This window comes from Lysinibacillus sp. OL1, assembly GCF_004332175.1.
Classification (GTDB): domain Bacteria; phylum Bacillota; class Bacilli; order Bacillales_A; family Planococcaceae; genus Lysinibacillus; species Lysinibacillus capsici.
Window position 1 is genome coordinate 222,077 of sequence record NZ_SJDS01000003.1, and the last position, 18,500, is coordinate 240,576.

At 37.7% G+C, this 18,500-nt stretch carries 19 protein-coding genes and 1 riboswitch; of the genes, 15 read left to right on the forward strand and 4 right to left on the reverse strand.

Going from position 1 to position 18,500, the window contains the following annotated elements; all coding sequences use genetic code 11:
- Nucleotides 1–113: 113 nt before the first annotated feature.
- From hemW to EW028_RS08320, 7 genes are all read left to right on the forward strand, one after another.
- Nucleotides 114–1,259: a radical SAM family heme chaperone HemW gene (hemW, locus tag EW028_RS08290; RefSeq protein WP_131520544.1), complete on the forward strand. Its 1,146-nt coding sequence runs from the start codon at nucleotides 114–116 to the stop codon at nucleotides 1,257–1,259.
- Between the two features lie 89 nt (nucleotides 1,260–1,348).
- On the forward strand, nucleotides 1,349–2,377 hold the full coding sequence (gene hrcA / locus EW028_RS08295) for a heat-inducible transcriptional repressor HrcA (protein WP_131520545.1): 1,029 nt from the start codon (nucleotides 1,349–1,351) through the stop codon (nucleotides 2,375–2,377).
- A 17-nt stretch (nucleotides 2,378–2,394) separates the two neighbouring features.
- Nucleotides 2,395–2,967: a nucleotide exchange factor GrpE gene (grpE, locus tag EW028_RS08300; protein ID WP_131520546.1), complete on the forward strand. Its 573-nt coding sequence runs from the start codon at nucleotides 2,395–2,397 to the stop codon at nucleotides 2,965–2,967.
- A gap of 74 nt (nucleotides 2,968–3,041) precedes the next feature.
- On the forward strand, nucleotides 3,042–4,883 hold the full coding sequence (gene dnaK, locus EW028_RS08305; protein WP_131520547.1) for a molecular chaperone DnaK: 1,842 nt from the start codon (nucleotides 3,042–3,044) through the stop codon (nucleotides 4,881–4,883).
- Nucleotides 4,884–5,116: 233 nt separating this feature from the next.
- The gene (gene dnaJ / locus EW028_RS08310) at nucleotides 5,117–6,235 is read left to right on the forward strand and encodes a molecular chaperone DnaJ (protein ID WP_016995416.1); all 1,119 of its coding nucleotides are present in this window, start codon (nucleotides 5,117–5,119) and stop codon (nucleotides 6,233–6,235) included.
- 21 nt (nucleotides 6,236–6,256) lie between these two features.
- Entirely contained in the window at nucleotides 6,257–7,198 is a 942-nt protein-coding gene (gene prmA, locus EW028_RS08315) for a 50S ribosomal protein L11 methyltransferase (protein ID WP_004227050.1), read from the forward strand.
- Between the two features lie 81 nt (nucleotides 7,199–7,279).
- On the forward strand, nucleotides 7,280–8,017 hold the full coding sequence (locus EW028_RS08320; RefSeq protein WP_009373826.1) for a 16S rRNA (uracil(1498)-N(3))-methyltransferase: 738 nt from the start codon (nucleotides 7,280–7,282) through the stop codon (nucleotides 8,015–8,017).
- Nucleotides 8,018–8,070: 53 nt separating this feature from the next.
- Here the strand turns inward: EW028_RS08320 and EW028_RS25245 are convergent, their stop codons facing one another.
- Nucleotides 8,071–8,244, reverse strand: coding sequence for a hypothetical protein (locus EW028_RS25245; RefSeq protein ID WP_193767343.1), 174 nt, complete (start codon nucleotides 8,242–8,244; stop codon nucleotides 8,071–8,073).
- 51 nt (nucleotides 8,245–8,295) lie between these two features.
- Between EW028_RS25245 and EW028_RS08325 the strand changes: the two genes are divergently transcribed.
- The 3 genes from EW028_RS08325 to EW028_RS08335 all read left to right on the forward strand — a co-directional run bounded on the left by EW028_RS08325 (nucleotide 8,296) and on the right by EW028_RS08335 (nucleotide 11,790).
- Nucleotides 8,296–9,096 (forward strand): CsxC family protein, encoded by an 801-nt coding sequence (locus EW028_RS08325; RefSeq protein ID WP_131520548.1) that lies wholly within the window; start codon nucleotides 8,296–8,298, stop codon nucleotides 9,094–9,096.
- Between the two features lie 320 nt (nucleotides 9,097–9,416).
- The gene (locus EW028_RS08330) at nucleotides 9,417–10,898 is read left to right on the forward strand and encodes a BC_2427 family protein (RefSeq protein WP_227744901.1); all 1,482 of its coding nucleotides are present in this window, start codon (nucleotides 9,417–9,419) and stop codon (nucleotides 10,896–10,898) included.
- A gap of 124 nt (nucleotides 10,899–11,022) precedes the next feature.
- Nucleotides 11,023–11,790, forward strand: a complete 768-nt coding sequence (locus tag EW028_RS08335; RefSeq protein WP_131520549.1) for a CsxC family protein — start codon at nucleotides 11,023–11,025, stop codon at nucleotides 11,788–11,790.
- 216 nt (nucleotides 11,791–12,006) lie between these two features.
- Here EW028_RS08335 and mtaB read toward each other — a convergent pair whose 3' ends face one another.
- A complete protein-coding gene (mtaB, locus tag EW028_RS08340) occupies nucleotides 12,007–13,356 on the reverse strand; it encodes a tRNA (N(6)-L-threonylcarbamoyladenosine(37)-C(2))-methylthiotransferase MtaB (RefSeq protein ID WP_048392185.1) in 1,350 nt (449 codons plus the stop codon).
- Nucleotides 13,357–13,669: 313 nt separating this feature from the next.
- Here mtaB and deoC point away from each other — a divergent pair, with 313 nt between their 5' ends.
- From deoC to EW028_RS08360, 4 genes are all read left to right on the forward strand, one after another.
- Complete coding sequence (gene deoC / locus EW028_RS08345) at nucleotides 13,670–14,341, forward strand: deoxyribose-phosphate aldolase (protein ID WP_131520550.1); 672 nt, start codon at nucleotides 13,670–13,672, stop codon at nucleotides 14,339–14,341.
- 135 nt (nucleotides 14,342–14,476) lie between these two features.
- Nucleotides 14,477–14,704: a spore coat associated protein CotJA gene (locus tag EW028_RS08350; protein WP_004227061.1), complete on the forward strand. Its 228-nt coding sequence runs from the start codon at nucleotides 14,477–14,479 to the stop codon at nucleotides 14,702–14,704.
- Nucleotides 14,697–14,960, forward strand: coding sequence for a spore coat protein CotJB (locus EW028_RS08355; protein WP_131520551.1), 264 nt, complete (start codon nucleotides 14,697–14,699; stop codon nucleotides 14,958–14,960). Before EW028_RS08350 ends, EW028_RS08355 begins: the two co-directional genes overlap by 8 nt.
- A 24-nt stretch (nucleotides 14,961–14,984) precedes the next feature.
- Complete coding sequence (locus EW028_RS08360) at nucleotides 14,985–15,554, forward strand: manganese catalase family protein (protein ID WP_004227065.1); 570 nt, start codon at nucleotides 14,985–14,987, stop codon at nucleotides 15,552–15,554.
- A 46-nt stretch (nucleotides 15,555–15,600) separates the two neighbouring features.
- Here the strand turns inward: EW028_RS08360 and EW028_RS08365 are convergent, their stop codons facing one another.
- Nucleotides 15,601–16,257, reverse strand: coding sequence for a potassium channel family protein (locus EW028_RS08365; protein ID WP_004227067.1), 657 nt, complete (start codon nucleotides 16,255–16,257; stop codon nucleotides 15,601–15,603).
- A 25-nt stretch (nucleotides 16,258–16,282) separates the two neighbouring features.
- Entirely contained in the window at nucleotides 16,283–17,620 is a 1,338-nt protein-coding gene (locus tag EW028_RS08370; RefSeq protein WP_131520552.1) for a TrkH family potassium uptake protein, read from the reverse strand.
- Nucleotides 17,621–17,736: 116 nt separating this feature from the next.
- Nucleotides 17,737–17,878: riboswitch (cyclic di-AMP (ydaO/yuaA leader) on the reverse strand.
- Nucleotides 17,879–18,131: 253 nt separating this feature from the next.
- Here EW028_RS08370 and rpsU point away from each other — a divergent pair.
- On the forward strand, nucleotides 18,132–18,305 hold the full coding sequence (gene rpsU, locus EW028_RS08375; RefSeq protein WP_004227078.1) for a 30S ribosomal protein S21: 174 nt from the start codon (nucleotides 18,132–18,134) through the stop codon (nucleotides 18,303–18,305).
- Nucleotides 18,306–18,500: the final 195 nt, after the last annotated feature.

The window sequence follows — 18,500 nt, forward strand, 5'->3', positions numbered from 1 at the left end:
TCATTACAGAAGCAATATTCATTAAAAGAACCTATGGGGTTTCATAGCGTTCCTTCTATCGATTCGTTATAATGTAGAAATGGAAAAGACTTAACGGGAAAGAAGGGATTGCTATGGCACGAGGTGTTTACATTCATATTCCTTTCTGTCATCAAATCTGCAATTATTGTGATTTCAATAAATTTTATTTTAAAAATCAACCAGTGGATGAATATATAGAAGCGCTTGGAAAAGAAATGGCCTTGACAACAGAAAAACATCCTGAAAAATTCCATAACATCGAGACGATTTTTCTGGGTGGTGGAACACCGACAGCTTTATCTCCTGAGCAATTGGATAAACTACTAACGTCTATTCATACGTATATTCCAATGAATAGTGTGACAGAATTTACATCAGAGGCAAATCCGGATGAATTGTCTGCAGCCAAATTGCAGGTGTTGTTTGACGGTGGTGTTAATCGATTAAGCATGGGTGTACAATCTTTTGACCAAGGGTTACTACAGAAGATTGGACGCACTCATAGTAATGATCATGTCTATGAAACGATCGCCTTGGCAAGAAAAATTGGCTTCCGTAATATTAGCATTGATTTAATGTATGGTTTACCTGGACAAACAATGGCTCAATGGAAGGACTCCTTAGCCAAAGCTTTTACTCTTGATTTGCCACATTTCTCCGCCTATTCTCTTATTGTGGAACCCAAAACGATTTTTTATAATCAGTATGCTAAAGGGAAACTGTATTTACCGACAGAAGATTTAGAAGCGGATATGTATGATGTGCTGATGCAACAAATGGCCTTACATGGGCTTCAACAATACGAAATTAGTAATTTTGCAAAGCCTGGGTATCATTCAGAGCATAACAAGATTTATTGGGATAATGATGAATATGCGGGGTTTGGCGCAGGGGCTCATGGGTATTTAGCAGGTATACGCTATTCCAATCATGGTCCATTAAAAAAGTATATGGAAGCTGTTGAGGCAAATGAGCTACCAATTGTCCACGCACATGAAGTATCACAAGTGGAAAAAAGAGAAGAACAAATGTTTTTAGGGCTAAGAAAAACAGAGGGTGTTATGCACACTTTATATGAAGAGAAATTTAATACACCGATGTCTGCCCATTATGATGTGGTAATAAAAGATCTAGTGTCAAAGGGGCTTTTAGAACAGGATGAACTTGGTGTACGCCTGACAAGAAAAGGACGTTTTGTGGGCAATGAAGTATTTCAACAATTTTTGCTAGAAGATTGAGCGATATCGTTGACATAAAATGTGGGATTTGATAACTTAATAATAGTATTAGCACTCCTCTTAGTTGAGTGCTAACAGAGGTGATAATCATGCTAACAAATCGGCAGTTACAGATATTGCAAGTCATTGTAGACGACTTTATTGTGTCTGCGCAGCCGGTAGGTTCTCGCCAAATCTCCAAAAAACAAGGGATTACATTTAGTCCAGCCACTATTCGAAACGAAATGGCGGATTTAGAGGAATTAGGCTTTTTAGAAAAAACGCATACCTCCTCTGGTCGAGTGCCTTCGGAAAAGGGTTACAGATTTTATGTAGATCATTTGTTGAGTCCTCAAGGTATTAATTCCAAGGACATTCAACAAATTCAATCAATTTTTAATGATCGACTAGTAGAAGTAGAGCATATTATCCGAAAGTCAGCCAACATTTTATCAGAGCTGACATCTTATACTTCCATACTTTTAGGACCTGATGTCCAGAGGCATCGTGTTAAACGGTTTTCAATTGTCCCCCTTTCTAGCGACACAGCAGTAGCGATTATCGTGACGAATAATGGGCATGTAGAAAACCGCATGTTCACTCTACCACCTGACTTTACCGCTTCTGATTTAGAGAAAATGGTGAATATCTTAAATGATCGCCTTATTGGAGTTTCATTAGAAGATCTCCATAAAAGCCTTGAAGCTGAAGTGCTAGCCGTGTTACAGCAACATGTTCGATCAGCGGATGATTTTATTCGCGCACTTATCACAGCAACAATGCATAATTCAGAAAGTAAAATTTTCTATGGTGGGAAAACGAATATGTTCAACCAGCCAGAATTCCATGACTTAAATAAAGTCCGGATGATTTTGGACTTAATGGAGACGACTAGCCAAGTGCAGTCACTTTTCCATCCGAATGAATCAGGTATTCATATTCGGATAGGCTCAGAAAATAAACAACTAGAAATGGAAAATTGCAGTGTCATTACCACTACCTATTCTATTGGTGATGATCAACAGGGAGCCATTGCTATTATTGGCCCTACACGTATGGATTATAAGCGTGTTGTGGCTTTATTAGACGTAATGCGCTTGGATTTAACACAAGCCTTTATGAAGAATCGTAGTGAATGATAATGAGGAGGATTCAAGTGACGGAAACAACTGAAAACAAAGATTTAGTACAAGAAGATGTACAAGCTGAAACGACAACTGAGGAAGTAGAGCAAACAGAAGTTCAGGAAGAAGCAGAGTTATCAATTGAAGAACAGTATGAGGCTAAGCTGGCTGAACTACAAGCAAAGCTGGCTGATGAGGAAAATCGTCACCTACGTTTACGTGCTGACTTCGATAATATGCGCCGTCGTAATCAGTTAGACCGTGAGGCAGCTGAAAAGTATCGCGCCCAAAGCTTACTATCTGATCTATTACCAGTCCTTGATAATTTTGAACGTGCTTTACAAGTTGAGACAACTTCTGAAGAGACTGCATCGATCATTAAAGGAATTGAAATGGTGTATCGCTCTTTAATTGAAGCAACAGAAAAAGAAGGTCTACAAGTGATTAAAGCTGAAGGTGAGCAATTTGATCCAACGATTCACCAAGCTGTTATGCAAGAACAAGATAGTGAAAAAGAAACGGGTATCGTCTTACGCGAACTACAAAAAGGGTATATCTTAAAGGATCGTGTATTACGCCCAACAATGGTATCTGTGAACGAATAGTCTTGCACTATTTAATCAATTAAAATTAGTTAGAAAACGCATCCCTTGCGTTGACATAATAGGAGGAAATTTTAATGAGCAAAATTATTGGTATTGACTTAGGAACAACAAACTCTTGCGTTTCTGTACTTGAAGGTGGAGAACCAAAAGTAATTCCAAACCCAGAAGGAAACCGTACAACGCCATCTGTTGTTGCCTTTAAAAATGGTGAACGTCAAGTTGGTGAAGTGGCGAAACGTCAATCAGTAACAAATCCTAACACAATCATTTCTATTAAATCAAAAATGGGTACAGCTGAAAAAGTAACAGTAGAAGATAAAGACTACACGCCACAAGAAGTATCTGCAATGATTCTTCAATACTTAAAAGGCTATGCTGAAGACTACTTAGGGGAAAAAGTGACAAAAGCAGTTATTACAGTTCCTGCTTACTTTAATGATGCACAGCGTCAAGCTACTAAAGATGCTGGTAAAATCGCAGGTCTAGAAGTAGAGCGTATCATCAACGAACCAACTGCTGCAGCTCTTGCTTATGGATTAGATAAACAAGATCAAGATCAAAAAGTATTAGTATTTGACCTTGGAGGCGGTACGTTTGACGTATCTATCCTTGAGTTAGGTGACGGTGTCTTTGAAGTACTAGCTACAGCTGGTGATAACAAACTAGGTGGAGATGATTTCGATGACGCAATTATCGAATATCTAGTAGCTGAATTCAAAAAAGAAAATGGCATTGACTTATCAAAAGATAAAATGGCGATGCAACGATTAAAAGATGCAGCTGAAAAAGCGAAAAAAGATTTATCTGGTGTAACATCAACTCAAATCTCTCTACCATTCATTACAGCTGGAGAAGCAGGTCCATTACACTTAGAAATTTCTTTAACGCGTGCGAAATTTGACGAAATTACTTTACCATTAGTAAATCGTACAGTAGGACCAGTACGTCAAGCATTATCTGATGCAGGTCTGTCAACTTCTGAAATTGACCAAGTTATTTTAGTTGGTGGTTCTACACGTATTCCAGCAGTACAAGAAGCAGTACGTAAAGAAACAGGAAAAGAGCCTCACCGTGGTGTTAACCCTGACGAAGTTGTTGCAATGGGTGCTGCAGTACAAGGTGGCGTATTAACAGGTGATGTGAAAGACGTTGTATTACTTGACGTAACACCTCTTTCACTTGGTATTGAAACAATGGGTGGCGTGTTCACAAAATTAATCGACCGTAACACAACTATCCCTACTTCAAAATCTCAAGTTTTCTCTACAGCAGCTGATAACCAACCAGCAGTAGATATTCATGTTTTACAAGGTGAGCGTTCAATGGCAGCTGACAATAAAACATTAGGTCGCTTCCAATTAGCAGATATTCCACCAGCACCTCGTGGTGTACCTCAAATCGAAGTAACATTCGATATTGATAAAAACGGTATCGTATCTGTAAAAGCAAAAGATCTTGGTACGAACAAAGAGCAAACAATTGTGATTCAATCTGATTCTGGTTTATCAGAGGAAGAAATTGAACGCATGGTAAAAGATGCTGAAGCTAATGCTGAAGCAGATGCTAAACGTAAAGAAGAAGCAGATCTTCGTAACGAAGCAGACCAATTAGTATTCCAAGTGGATAAAACAATTGCTGACCTTGGTGAGCAAATTACAGAAGACGAGAAAAAATCTGTGGAAGATGCTCGTGATGAATTGAAAAAAGCGCTTGAAGCTGGTGAATTAGAAGGTATTAAAGCAGCTAAAGAAAAACTAGAAGGCGTATTACAGCCACTAGTGATGAAAGTTTACGAACAAGCGGCAGCAGCTGCTCAAGCAGCTCAAGGTGGCGATGCAGGTGCAGACACTGATGCTGGTAAAAAAGATGACGGTGTTGTAGACGCTGAATTCGAAGAAGTAAAAGATGATAAATAAGAAGTAACACAGTAAAGTGAAAAAGCCAAAGACCGCTTGCGGCTTTGGCTTTTGTCATGATGTGAGGTCACTTCACGTAAATGCACCATTTATGGGATAGTTGCATACGTTAGCTGCTAGGAAGTGAATATCTTCATTATTGGAATTTATAGAACCTTTAATCGAAAAAAAGAGGCAGTTTTTTCAACTGCATGTTACAATAGATTTTATGCAAACAGAGCGGAGTGTGAATCATGGAGAAACGCGATTATTACGAGGTGCTTGGTTTAACAAAATCGGCTACAAAAGATGAGATTAAAAAAGCATACCGTAAATTATCAAAACAATATCACCCTGACCTTAATAAAGAGCCAGGTGCAGATGAAAAATTCAAAGAAATCGCTGAAGCATATGAAGTATTAAGTGACGACCAGAAAAAAGCACGCTACGACCAATTTGGTCATGAGGATCCGAATGCTGGTTTTGGTGGTGGCTTTGGAGGGGGCGGCTTTGGCGGCTTCGAGGATATTTTCAGTTCATTCTTTGGCGGAGGTGGTCGCCGTCAGGATCCAAATGCGCCACGTAAAGGGGATGATCTGCAATATCGTATGAACATCCAATTTGAGGAAGCTATTTTTGGAAAAGAAACAGAAATAGAAATCCCAAAAGATGAAACGTGTGAAACATGTCACGGTTCAGGAGCAAAACCAGGCACGCAACCAGAAACATGTTCGACATGTAAAGGTGCAGGACAAATCAATCAAGCAGTGGATACACCATTTGGTCGTATGATGAATCGTCGTACATGCTCAACATGTCATGGAACAGGTAAAATTATTAAAGAAAAATGTACGACTTGTCGTGGAGAAGGAAAAGTCCAAAAACGTAAGAAAATTAAAGTGACGATTCCAGCAGGTGTGGATGATGGACAACAAATTCGTGTATCTGGTCAAGGTGAACCAGGTATAAACGGTGGACCTGCAGGGGATTTATATATTATGTTCCGCGTTCAAGGACACAAGGATTTTGAACGAGATGGAGACGATATTTACTTCGAGTTGAAATTAACATTCCCTCAAGCAGCACTTGGGGATGAAATTGAAGTACCAACAGTCCATGGGAAAGTAAAATTACGTATTCCAGCTGGAACACAGTCAGGTGCTCAATTCCGTCTAAAAGATAAAGGTGTTAAAAATGTTCATGGTTATGGTATGGGTAATCAATATGTGACAGTAAAAGTGATGACACCAGAAAAATTAACGGAAAGACAAAAACAATTACTACGAGAATTTGCAGAAATTAGTGGCGATATCCCTGAAGAACAAGGTAGTTCACTATTCGATAAAATTAAGAAAAAATTCCAAGGTGAATAATTAGAGGAGCTGAAGAGCTACGTGAAGTGGTCAGAATTATCCATTCATACAAAAAATGATGCGGTAGAAGCAATTTCGAATATTTTGCATGAAGCAGGTGCAAGTGGTGTTGTCATCGAAGATTCTGCAGAGTTTGCGAAGCCACGTGAAGATCAATATGGTGAAATTTATGCGCTAAATGAAGATGATTTTCCGAAAGATGGCGTGATTGTTAAAGCTTATTTATCAGAGTCTAGTTTTTTAAATGAAACAGTCGAAGAAATAAAAGCAGCTATCACAAATTTAACGAACTTTAACATTGATATCGGTGAAAATGTGGTATCCATTGTGGAAGTCAATGAAGAAGATTGGGCAACTGCCTGGAAGCAATACTACCATCCTGTTAAGATTTCTGAACGCTTTACTATCGTACCGACATGGGAGGAATACACACCTGTTTCAACAGATGAACTAATTATTGAATTAGACCCTGGTATGGCATTTGGTACAGGTACCCACCCAACAACGGTAATGTGTTTACAAGGACTTGAAAAGGTCATTAAAGAAGGGGATACAGTTGTTGATATCGGTACAGGATCGGGTGTATTGTCTATTGGTGCAGCATTACTTGGTGCCAAAAGTGTGCATGCGCTTGATTTAGATGAGGTTGCTGTACGTTCAGCGCGAGAAAATGTAGCATTAAATAAAGTGGAAGATAAGGTGGCAGTGTTCCATGGTAACTTATTGGATACTGTAAAAGAACCAGCAGATGTAGTAGTCGCTAATATTTTGGCTGAAATCATCATGTCCTTCACAGATGACGCGTATACAATTGTAAAACCAGGTGGATTATATGTCACTTCGGGCATCATCGGTGCAAAACGAGATGATGTGAAAGTAGCACTAGAAGCTTCAGGCTTTGTGATTGAAGAAGTATTATTAATGGAAGATTGGGTAGCCATTATTGCCCGTCGTCCACTATAACATGACTGAGGAAGCGCCAAATCGTGAGCCGTGTGCTTGTGATTTGGCGTTTTCCTTTCTTGCTAGAAAGGACTGTGTGGCATGCAACGTTATTTTATTGAGACAGCTATCGAAAATGCACGTATTAGTGGAGAAGATGCACGGCATATTGAACGAGTGATGCGTATGAAGCAAGGCGACAACATTGTAGTTGTTGCACAAAACACTGCGTATATATGCACAATTGAAGGATTTGAAGGGGATGAGGTTGTCATTGAAGCGACTGGACAAACAATCCCTTCCCCAGAGTTACCCATTCAAGTAACAGTAGCATGTGGTTTACCGAAGGGTGATAAGCTGGAGCTTATTACCCAAAAAGCCACAGAGCTAGGAATGTTTGCTTTATTACCCTTTGAAGCTGAGCGCTCCATTGTGAAATGGGACAAGAAAAAAGGAGCAAAAAAGCAAGAAAGATTACAGAAAATTGCTAAGGAAGCTGCGGAACAAGCTCACCGTACGCATATTCCAACAGTTTTTGAACCCATATCATTTAAACAGCTAGTACAACAAATAGATCAATTCGATGCCGTTTTTATTGCTGATGAAGAGGATGCAAAGGCTGAAAAGCGCACAAGGTTTGCGGAGAAGCTAAAAAACGTGTATGATAAGAAATCGAAATCAATGCTTATTATCTTTGGTCCTGAGGGAGGCATTTCTCGTCAAGAGTCGGAAGCGCTATTACAAGCAGGCGCTCAAACGATGTCATTAGGACCGAGAATTTTACGAGCAGAAACAGCGCCATTATACGCACTGTCTGCCATATCCTATGAATTTGAATAACAGCTATGTATAATTTATTATCAACATAACTTAGAGAAAGCCACTTAATATTATTAAGTGGTTTTTTTACGTAAATCATATTTGAAGGGGTCTGCGTTAAATTCCTGCTTAAATGGAGTTTTAGCCCATTGTGTAAGATCAACCGGGAAAATCACAACCTCAAACATTCCAAATAAAATATGTAAAAGAACAAGTTCAATGTCCATACATAGATTTAATTGCGACATACTCTAGCGATAGGAGAGCTCACTAATACTATATTGAAATGAGGGAATTTTTTGAGTGAACAATTTAATCAAATTCAACCTTGTCCAGTAACATCAACTGAACAAATACCCTTAACGAATGAGATTACACCACTAGTTACTACACCACTTACGACGCCAACTATTAAAATTCCAGTTGTACTGGCAGAACCAACACTGCAAATCGTTGTCGAGTCGGATATTACACTTAGTCCTGCAGCGACAGAGATTAAACGAGTGAAAAAGAATGTCTTTCTAAATCAAGTGAAATTGGTACCAGTTAGCTTTGCGCGTATTGCTAACACTGATTTCTTTAGAGTAACACGAGCTAAATTATTTGTAGCAGGACATATTCGGAAAAATATCGAATATGCTTCATCATCATGTAATGGGGCACTTCAGGATAGAATTGCTGATGTTCCGTTTTCTGGTTTTACAGATCTTATTTTCCCACAAACACCTGGAGGCGCAACACCAATCTTAGGCATTTCCGAGTTTGCTGAAGCGAACTTCCTTAACGAAAGAACACAAATGGATGCTCGATTAGATAAGGCTTTTTTCCAAAATCTCGTTAAATACAATGAACAACCATTTGGTGAATTAGTAGCAGCCAATTTCTTTGAACTTGATTTTTCACCGATTATGGCAGCTCCTGAAGAAGCATTCAGCACATTACGTGAAAAAATTGTATTAGAACTTACTGTAAAAGTATTGCAAGTTCAACAAATCCGTTTGGGCGCTGGAAGTAGTGTAGTAACACCTGTTCTACCAGGGCTTACTCCACCAGCAACACCAATTGTTCCTGATATGATTCCGCCTACTGAGCCTTGTTAATTTTTTTATGTAGTGGAGCAAAAATGGTAACAATAATACTGATATAAAATCAAATATGTTGTTGGGCAGTTGAAAGTTCACTTTTACTCGAACTTTTAACTGCTTTTTTTGGCAAGATAAGGACATGCGTCTTCCAATTGTATCTCATGGTGGGACTGTGACAAAAGTAAAAATATTGCATAATATGGATTGTAATTAGTATTGTAGATTTTCAATTGTCCTAACATAATCGTATCAGAAGAATTAGCTAATGGATTAAAACTTAATTAAAAATTGATGGTTATGCTTTTTTTGTCAAATCATTATTTGGGAGTGAATGAATGGCAACTCCATGGATTAATTTTAGAGAGATGAAAAAAATATCCTCTAAACAAAATAAATACACTGAGTGGAGGTATCAAACTAAAATAGATGACGAATCTCCATTAGAACAGACTTTTAATGGAAATAATAATCTGCTTGATGAAAAAGAATATAAACCAATTACAGAGGAATCAACTTTAACAGACCATATAATCTCTAATGAAGAGCTCTCCGAACCTATGGAGCCGACTATTGAGGAAGAAAACGAACATCACCCAAATTTTGAGAACTTCAGGGAGGATGCTAGCCTAGCAGAGCTATTACCATCTAATGAAGATCTACCTATATCTAAAGAAACAAATGTTGAGCAAGAAAACGAACATCACATAGATATCGATGAGAGTCACACAAAAGTGACCTTAATAGAGCAATTAGCGTCCATACCCATACCTATAGAAGCGAATGTTAAGGAGAACGAAGAAAATTTCCGACATATGGATGAGAACCATGTAGAGGAATTCACTTTAGACCAGATAGCATGCAATCAAATCGTACCCAGTCCAACAAAGGTAGAAATTGACCATCTACTAGATAGTGATGAGAACTCCCTTGAAGAACAAAATTCAACAGCCCAATCAGACAATAATCCAAAATCTTTCAATAGAGCTCTGTCAGAGGCTGAAAATAATATGCATTTGGATGATATAGCAGAAAAGGAGAAAAACAATCCTCCAAATCGTAATAAAGAGATTGCAAAGTCTTTACAAGGAGAAGTATGCACCATTATCCAAAAAAGTCCCTTTTCTACTTATGTAGAAATTAACGATTTTCTTCATGCTCCTATTTATGGTGATAATGTTCAAAATACAATATTTGATTTTCTTGATTTAAATGATAACCTATCTCCCCAACTTCAGACGAAGCTACTCCAAACGATTTCGATTTACCCTGAACAACCATATTGTCGTTTGGTTAGCTCCAACATTAATCAAATGATTTCTTTAATGAGAACGGATACTAATAAAAAAAATGGTAGTGAGCAGCATCCGTTTAAATCAGTAGTAGTTCCCTTACATAACTCACAAGCAATTAAAAAAGGAGAGATTAACTCCTCTGAGCCTTTTATACATATACGAGTTCCTGTTGTGCTAGGGGAATACAAAATAGAAATATGTATGGAGGAAAAAATTGCTTTTGATAAAGGAATTGAAGAGGTTAAAGAGATCACAAATGAGGTAGTACTATCCGATTGTAGATTTGTACCTATTCATAGATCCCAGTCATTGGGAAATGGAACAAGAACTGTATTAAAGGGGAATTTATTTATAGAAGGCTACATACAGCATAATATTGAATATAGGGTATCTAATACGCAAAATAAGTCAGCCATTCATCCCAATCGATTGTGTCAAAATATAGTATTAGAATTAATTATCCAAATGTTACAAGTACAAAAAATTAAAGTACTGTTTGACTGGCAAGGTAATGGAGGGTTATAGAAATTTATCCCTTAATTCAAATAAAAAATAAAACTAATATATACGTCCATGTATAGATTTAAATGCTACATATTCTAGCGATAGGAGAGCTCTCTAATACTAAAAAATGAAATGAGGGAATTTTTTGAGCGATCAATTAGAAAGCCAATTTCAACCTTGTCCTGTAACATCAACTGAACAAATTCCATTAACGAATGAGATTACACCAGTAGTCACTACACCAGTTACAACGCCAACTATCAAAGTTCCAGTTGTATTGGCAGAACCAACACTGCAAATCGTTGTTGAGTCGGATATTACACTTAGCCCTGCTGCTACAGAAATCAAACGAGTGAAAAAGAATGTCTTCCTAAATCAAGTGAAACTGGTACCAGTTAGCTTTGCACGTATTGGTGGTACTGATTTCTTTAGAGTAACAAGAGCTAAATTATTTGTAGCAGGACATATTCGGAAAAATATTGAATATGCTTCATCAGCATGTAATGGGGCACTTCGAGATAGAATTGCTGACGTTCCGTTTTCTGGTTTTACAGATCTTATTTTCCCACAAACACCTGGAGGCGCAACACCAATCTTAGGCATTTCCGAGTTTGCTGAAGCGAACTTCCTTAACGAAAGAACACAAATGGATGCTCGATTAGATAAGGCTTTCTTCCAAAATCTTGTTAAATACAATGAACAACCATTTGGTGAATTAGTAGCAGCCAACTTCTTTGAACTTGATTTTTCACCGATTATGGCGGCTCCTGAAGGGACATTCAGCACATTACGTGAAAAAATTGTCTTAGAACTTACTGTAAAAGTATTGCAAATTCAACAAATCCGCCTTGGTGCTGGCAGTAGCGTAATAACGCCTGTTCTTTTAGGACTTACACCTCCTCCTAGTCCTTGATAAATGCTAGTTTAGAGGACAGTAGAAGATTATAATATATTAACAAAGCTGGTAGTACAGATGGATATTTTGTTTGTACTACTAATTTTCTTATAGGAGCTGTCAATCTTTAAAAGCATTTATCAATATTATGAAAAATCAAATACAAGTGAATGATTAGCTTCATTAAAAGGAAAAAGGGTTGCCATATATAATGGGCAACCCTTTTTTCACTATTTATTTCACTGTTTCTAAAACGCGTACAAATTGTCCTTTTGAGTGAGGGTAGCCTGCTTGTGTAATTTTTACTTTTACAAGTTGTCCGATTAGACTTTCTGGACCCTCAAAAACTACTTTTAAGTAATTGTCTGTATAGCCTGTTAGAAGGCCTTCTTCTTCACTGTCATCATGCACAAATTCTTCAGGGATAACTTCTAGCACTTGATCTTCAAAACGAGAAGCATACTCTTTTGCTAGCTGATCGTTTAAAGAGATGAGTCGATGCACACGCTCATTTTTAATGTCTTCATCAATTTGATCTTCCATACGTGCAGCAGGGGTTCCTGTACGAGGAGAGAATGGGAAAACGTGTAGCTCAGAAAATTTATGATCGCGAATAAAGTTATATGTGTCCATAAACTCTTCCTCTGTCTCACCTGGAAAACCAACGATTACATCAGAAGTAACAGCTAAATCAGGTAAAGCCTCATGTAATTTTGTTAAACGTTCACCGAAGAACTCCATTGTATATTTACGACGCATACGTTTTAATACCGTATCAGAACCAGATTGAATAGGGATGTGTAAATGATTCACGACAATCTTTGATTCACGTAGTACTTCAATTACTTCATCTGTTAATTGACTAGCCTCAATGGATGAAATACGAAGACGCTTTAAGCCTGTTACATTGGCCTCTAAATCACGTAGTAATTGAGCAAGATTATAATCTTTTAAATCCTGACCATAGCCACCTGTATGAATACCAGTTAAGACAATTTCAAGATAACCAGCATCTACTAATTGCTGTGCTTGATGTAATACTTCTTGTGGGTCACGAGAACGCATTAAACCACGTGCCCATGGAATAATACAAAATGTACAGAAATTGTTACAGCCTTCTTGGATTTTTAACGAAGCACGTGTACGGTCTGTAAATGCTGGTACATCTAATTCTTCGTATACTCGGTTTTTCATAATGTTACGTACAGCATTAATCGGTTGTCGTTCCGCACGATATTGTTCAATATAACCAAGTAATTTCGTACGATCTTGTGTTCCAACAACAATATCAACACCAGGGATTGCCATAATTTCTGCAGGGGATGTTTGTGCATAGCATCCTGTTACACAAATAACTGCATCCGGATTTTGGCGAATTGCTCGACGAATAACCTGACGTGATTTTTTATCTCCAGTATTCGTAACTGTGCATGTATTAATGACGTAAACGTCTGCTTGTTGATCAAATTCTGTTCGATCATAGCCTTCTTCTTTAAACAGCTGCCAAATTGCTTCTGTTTCGTAATGATTTACTTTACAACCTAGAGTATGAAAACTCACGATTTTTGATCGCTCGTTACTCATGATATATATCATCCTTTCAATTCACATTACCTTGTGTTTCCAAACATTTAATAAGTTTTTCGTTGTACATATTTTAGATACGTGATTTATGATAACATAATCCTTATAAAATCAGTACATATAAGATTTTTTTGTGAAATAATTAAGTTATCACTTTCTATACAATCTTTTGAGGACTTCAGATAAACATGACTCGTTCTGTAATGTTTATATTTGGGTGTTCATTATATAGAAAGAAATTAGACGCCATCGCGAAAAAATGATATGATTCGAAGAGGTACGTACATCTTGTTTAATGAAGGAGCGTTCAACAATGGAAAAAAATTTTGCACGTATGATTGATCATACATTATTAAAGGCTGAGGCAACAAAAGAACAAATTGAAAAATTATGTGCAGAAGCTAAACAATTTAACTTTGCTTCTGTTTGTGTAAATCCAACTTGGGTAAAACGTAGTAGTGAATTATTACAGGGTACAGACGTGTTAGTTTGTACGGTTATCGGCTTCCCACTTGGTGCCAATACGCCAGCAGTCAAAGCATTTGAAGCAAAAGACGCCATTGCTAACGGTGCAAAAGAAGTAGATATGGTTATTAATATCGGTGCGTTGAAAGATAAAAACTATGAGCTTGTACAGGCAGATATCGCAGCTGTGGTAGAAGCAGCTAAAGATAGCGCACTTGTAAAAGTCATTATTGAATCATGCTTACTAACAGACGAAGAAAAAGTGAAAGCATGTGAGTTAGCTTTAGCAGCGGGTGCTGACTATGTGAAAACATCTACAGGTTTTTCTACTGGTGGAGCAACAGCAGAGGATATCGCGCTGATGCGTAAAACTGTAGGTCCAGAACTTGGTGTAAAAGCATCAGGTGGTGTTCGTAGCTTAGAGGACATGAAAAAAATGGTAGAAGCAGGTGCGACTCGTATTGGGGCTAGCTCTGGTGTAGCTATTATGAATGGTTTAATTGCCGACTCCAACTATTAATATTATCTTTTTATAGCGCCATAAGCTCATGTGTACATTGACATGAGCTTATGGCTTCTTTGTGTTTAATCAGCATAATAATTTTCTATGCACATATACTCCACTGATGAATGTAAATACAGAAAGGAGGATGTCATGTTTACACAGTATAAGTCTTGGAGGCCCTATATTAGCCCCTTTGATCCTTGTAAGCCTATAGAAGTTAAATATTATGCAACACCCCCACAATTATATATGGGTTTTCAACCACCTGGACTTCCACAATTTCCAACCGCAAGAGAAGCGCTAATGGCGGGTACACTATGGCCACAGTTGTTTAGCCCATATCCATTTCCCCTAAAAGGAGGGAGGAAGCATGACTAAAAAGATGCCGCCCGAATTTTATAAGCAATTAGAAGAAATACAAGCAATTGATTTCGTCATTGTTGAATTAAACCTCTATTTAGACACTCATCCGCACGATTATGACGCTATTCAGCAATTTAATGAAAATACAGAGAAAAGTATGAAACTTAAAATTGATTTTGAGCAAAAGTATGGACCACTCATGAATTTTGGGAGAAGCTATTCGAATTTTCCTTTTAACTGGATTGATACACCATGGCCATGGCAAGTCTAAACAAAAGACTAGGAGGAAAAATCTTTGTGGTATTATGAAAAGAAACTCCAGTATCCGGTAAAAGTTAGTACATGTAACCCAATGCTTGCAAAGTTTTTAATTGAACAATATGGAGGAGCGGATGGGGAACTGGCAGCAGCTCTACGCTACATGAATCAGCGCTATACGATTCCTGACAAAGTAGTAGGGTTATTGACCGATATAGCAACAGAGGAATTTTCACATTTAGAAATGATTGCCACGATGATTTATAAGCTAACAAAAGATGCAACACCAGAAATGCTGAAAGAAGCTGGTTTGGGTGATCATTATGTAAATCACGATCGGGCTCTGTTTTATCAAAATGCCTCAGGTGTACCATTCACAGCAACCTATATTCAAGCAAAGGGCGACCCTATCGCGGACTTGTATGAGGATATTGCAGCTGAAGAAAAGGCACGTGCCACATATCAATGGATTATTGACTTATCAGATGACACGGATTTAAATGATAGTTTGAAGTTTTTACGTGAACGGGAAATTGTTCATTCCCAACGCTTCAGAGAGGCTGTTGAAATTTTAAAAGATGATAGAGATCAAAAGAAAGTTTTCTAAGACAAAAAGGCTGTATCAAGTTGAGCTTGAAACAGCCTTTTTGTGGTTACTGAATATTTGAGAATAAGCTAAGATCTTTTCGATGACCAATCATTACTAATAAATCTTCCTTTTCAATAATTTGCTCAGGAGAAGGGGAGATAATAATTTCTCCCTCGCGCACAATTGCAATTACACTGACGTTATATTTTGCGCGCAAGTCTAAATCACGAAGGTTTTGTCCAGCCATTTTGGAAGGAATCATAATTTCTTCAATGCTGTATTCCTTTGATAATTCGATATAATTCAACATATTTGGTGATAGGAGTTGATTAGCCACACGTTCACCCATATCTCTTTCTGGGTAAATAATCCAATCAGCTCCTACTTTATCTAACACTTGCCCATGTCTTTTACCAAGTGCCTTTGCAATCACTTTTTTGATCCCTAGCTCTTTTAATAAAGAGACGGTTAAAATACTAGATTGCATATCATTACCGATCGCCACGATAACACAATCGAAGTTACCAATACCAATCGATTTTAAGGCTTTTTCTTCTGTTGTATCTGCTACCACAGCGTGAGTCACATAGGGTTCGGCATCCTCTACTCTTTCTTCATTTATATCAATTCCTAATATTTCCTGTCCAGCTTCATGCAATCTGCGAGCGACGCTTGTTCCGAATCTACCTAAGCCAATCACAGCGTATTGTTTAATGGTCATAGCGTTCTGTCTTCCTCTCATTTGGTTATCCAATCATAATATTTCCTTTTGGGTGGCGGAAACTCTCTTTTTTTCTTCGTTTTGCAATGGCAAAAGCAATGGTTAGTGGTCCTACTCTTCCTGCGAACATTGTAATAATCAGAAGAAGACGACCAGCAGGTGTTAGCTCTGGAGTTAGGCCCATCGAAAGACCAACAGTACCAAACGCAGAGGTAGCCTCAAATAAGTACATCATAAAGCTATGATGCTGTTCCGTGATACTGAGAAGAATCGTCACGACTACAACAATTAATCCTCCACACATTGTAACCGTCAAAGCCTTTAAGATAGTTTCAGTAACAATTCTACGTTTAAAGAGAACGACATCTTCTTTTCCTCGAATTTGTGACCACATAGTAGCTACTAAAACAGCAAAGGTTGTGATTTTAATACCTCCAGCAGTCGACCCAGAGCCTGCCCCAATAAACATGAAAAGAATCATTAAAAATAATGTAGAATGCGTTAAGTCCCCAATAGCCAGTGTATTGGAGCCAGCAGTTCGTGGTGTAACCGCTTGGTAAAGGGAACCTAACACTTTACCCCATTCGGATAATGGTCCCAGTGTCTTTTGGTTGCCATACTCAAACAAAAATATCAAAATGGTTCCACTAACAGTGAGCAAAAGTGTCGTTACTAAGACTATTTTTGAATGGACAGAAAGCCTTTTAGTCACACGATATTCATATAATTCATTCATCACAATAAAGCCTAATCCGCCGATTGTAATAAGAGTACAGATGGTGAAAACAACAAAGGGATCATCAACATAGGCAGTCATTCCGTTAAAGCCACCCATTAAATCGAAGCCAGCGTTGTTGAAGTTGGATATGGCATGAAAAAATCCAAAATAAAGGGCCTTTCCAATAGGCATATCAAAAGAAAAACGAATGGATAGAATAAGACCACCGATTATTTCAATACATGCTGTAAAGAGTAATATTCTTTTCACTAATCGAACAAGACCAGCAATGGAGATATTATTAAATGCTTCTTTTAGCAGCAGTCTTTCTTTTAATGAAATTTTCTTTCCAAGCAGTAAAAATAATAATGTGGCAAATGTCATAAATCCTAAACCGCCAATTTGGATTAAGAATAAAAGAACCACTTCGCCAAAAGTAGAGAAGGTATCACCTGTATCGACTACAATTAAACCTGTGACACAAGTAGCTGATGTAGCAGTGAATAAAGCATCTAAAAAGGGCAAACCCTTCCCATCCTCAGTAGAAAATGGCATTGTTAAAAGAAACGTACCTATGGCAATGATGAGGGCAAAGCCCAATACAAGAACTTTGGGAGGATTTAATGCTCTTTTAAAATTGTTCATTTAATTTTTCCTCAATTCTGAATAGTAAACAACTGTTTGTTAGATGGCATAATAAAAAGACCTACGATTAGAGCATGAAAAGGGTAGAAAGCATGCTAATAATGGTGGTCAATAACGACCTCCTTCGCTTTAGCCGACGAAGTTAGCTGACGGGTAGGATGGCGAAAGAGCTTTCTCATCCCTTCTGCTAAAGCAGAATTAACCCCAAAAGATTGGTTCCTCCGTTCTCAAATAGTTGAGATTTGGCCGATATGAAATTGAATGTGATTTATTCTACGCCCTTATTCTATTTTTTGTAAACCCCTTAATTGTTAAGAAAATGTAATTATTTTTATTGTGGGCGAATTGTGTATGAATAATTCGAGCAAAAATAAAACCAAAAATTCACTTGATAATTTCGCATACTTTCTATTGACCATTATTAGACAATACGATATAATTTTTTAGTACACAACAGAAGGTGATTTGCCTAATTGTGTATTGACGTGTGTTCGGAGGGAGGGAAAGAGAGATGTCAAAAACTGTCGTTCGCAAAAACGAATCGCTTGAAGATGCTCTTCGCCGCTTCAAACGTACTGTATCAAAAAGTGGTACAATTCAAGAAGTTAGAAAGCGCGAGTTCTACGAAAAACCTAGCGTAAAACGTAAAAAGAAATCAGAAGCTGCACGTAAACGTAAGTGGTAATTTAATTTCCCATTAAAAATCCCTACGTTCATAACACGCAATTGTATGATTCACTGAGCAGACAAAGTTATACCTGAAATTAATCACATTTTTGATTAATTTCAGGTATTTTACATTGCTCAACTTTACGTACATATGAAAAAGCCGAATGAATCAAAATGATTTCATTCGGCTTTTTTTCGCATACTAAGTGTT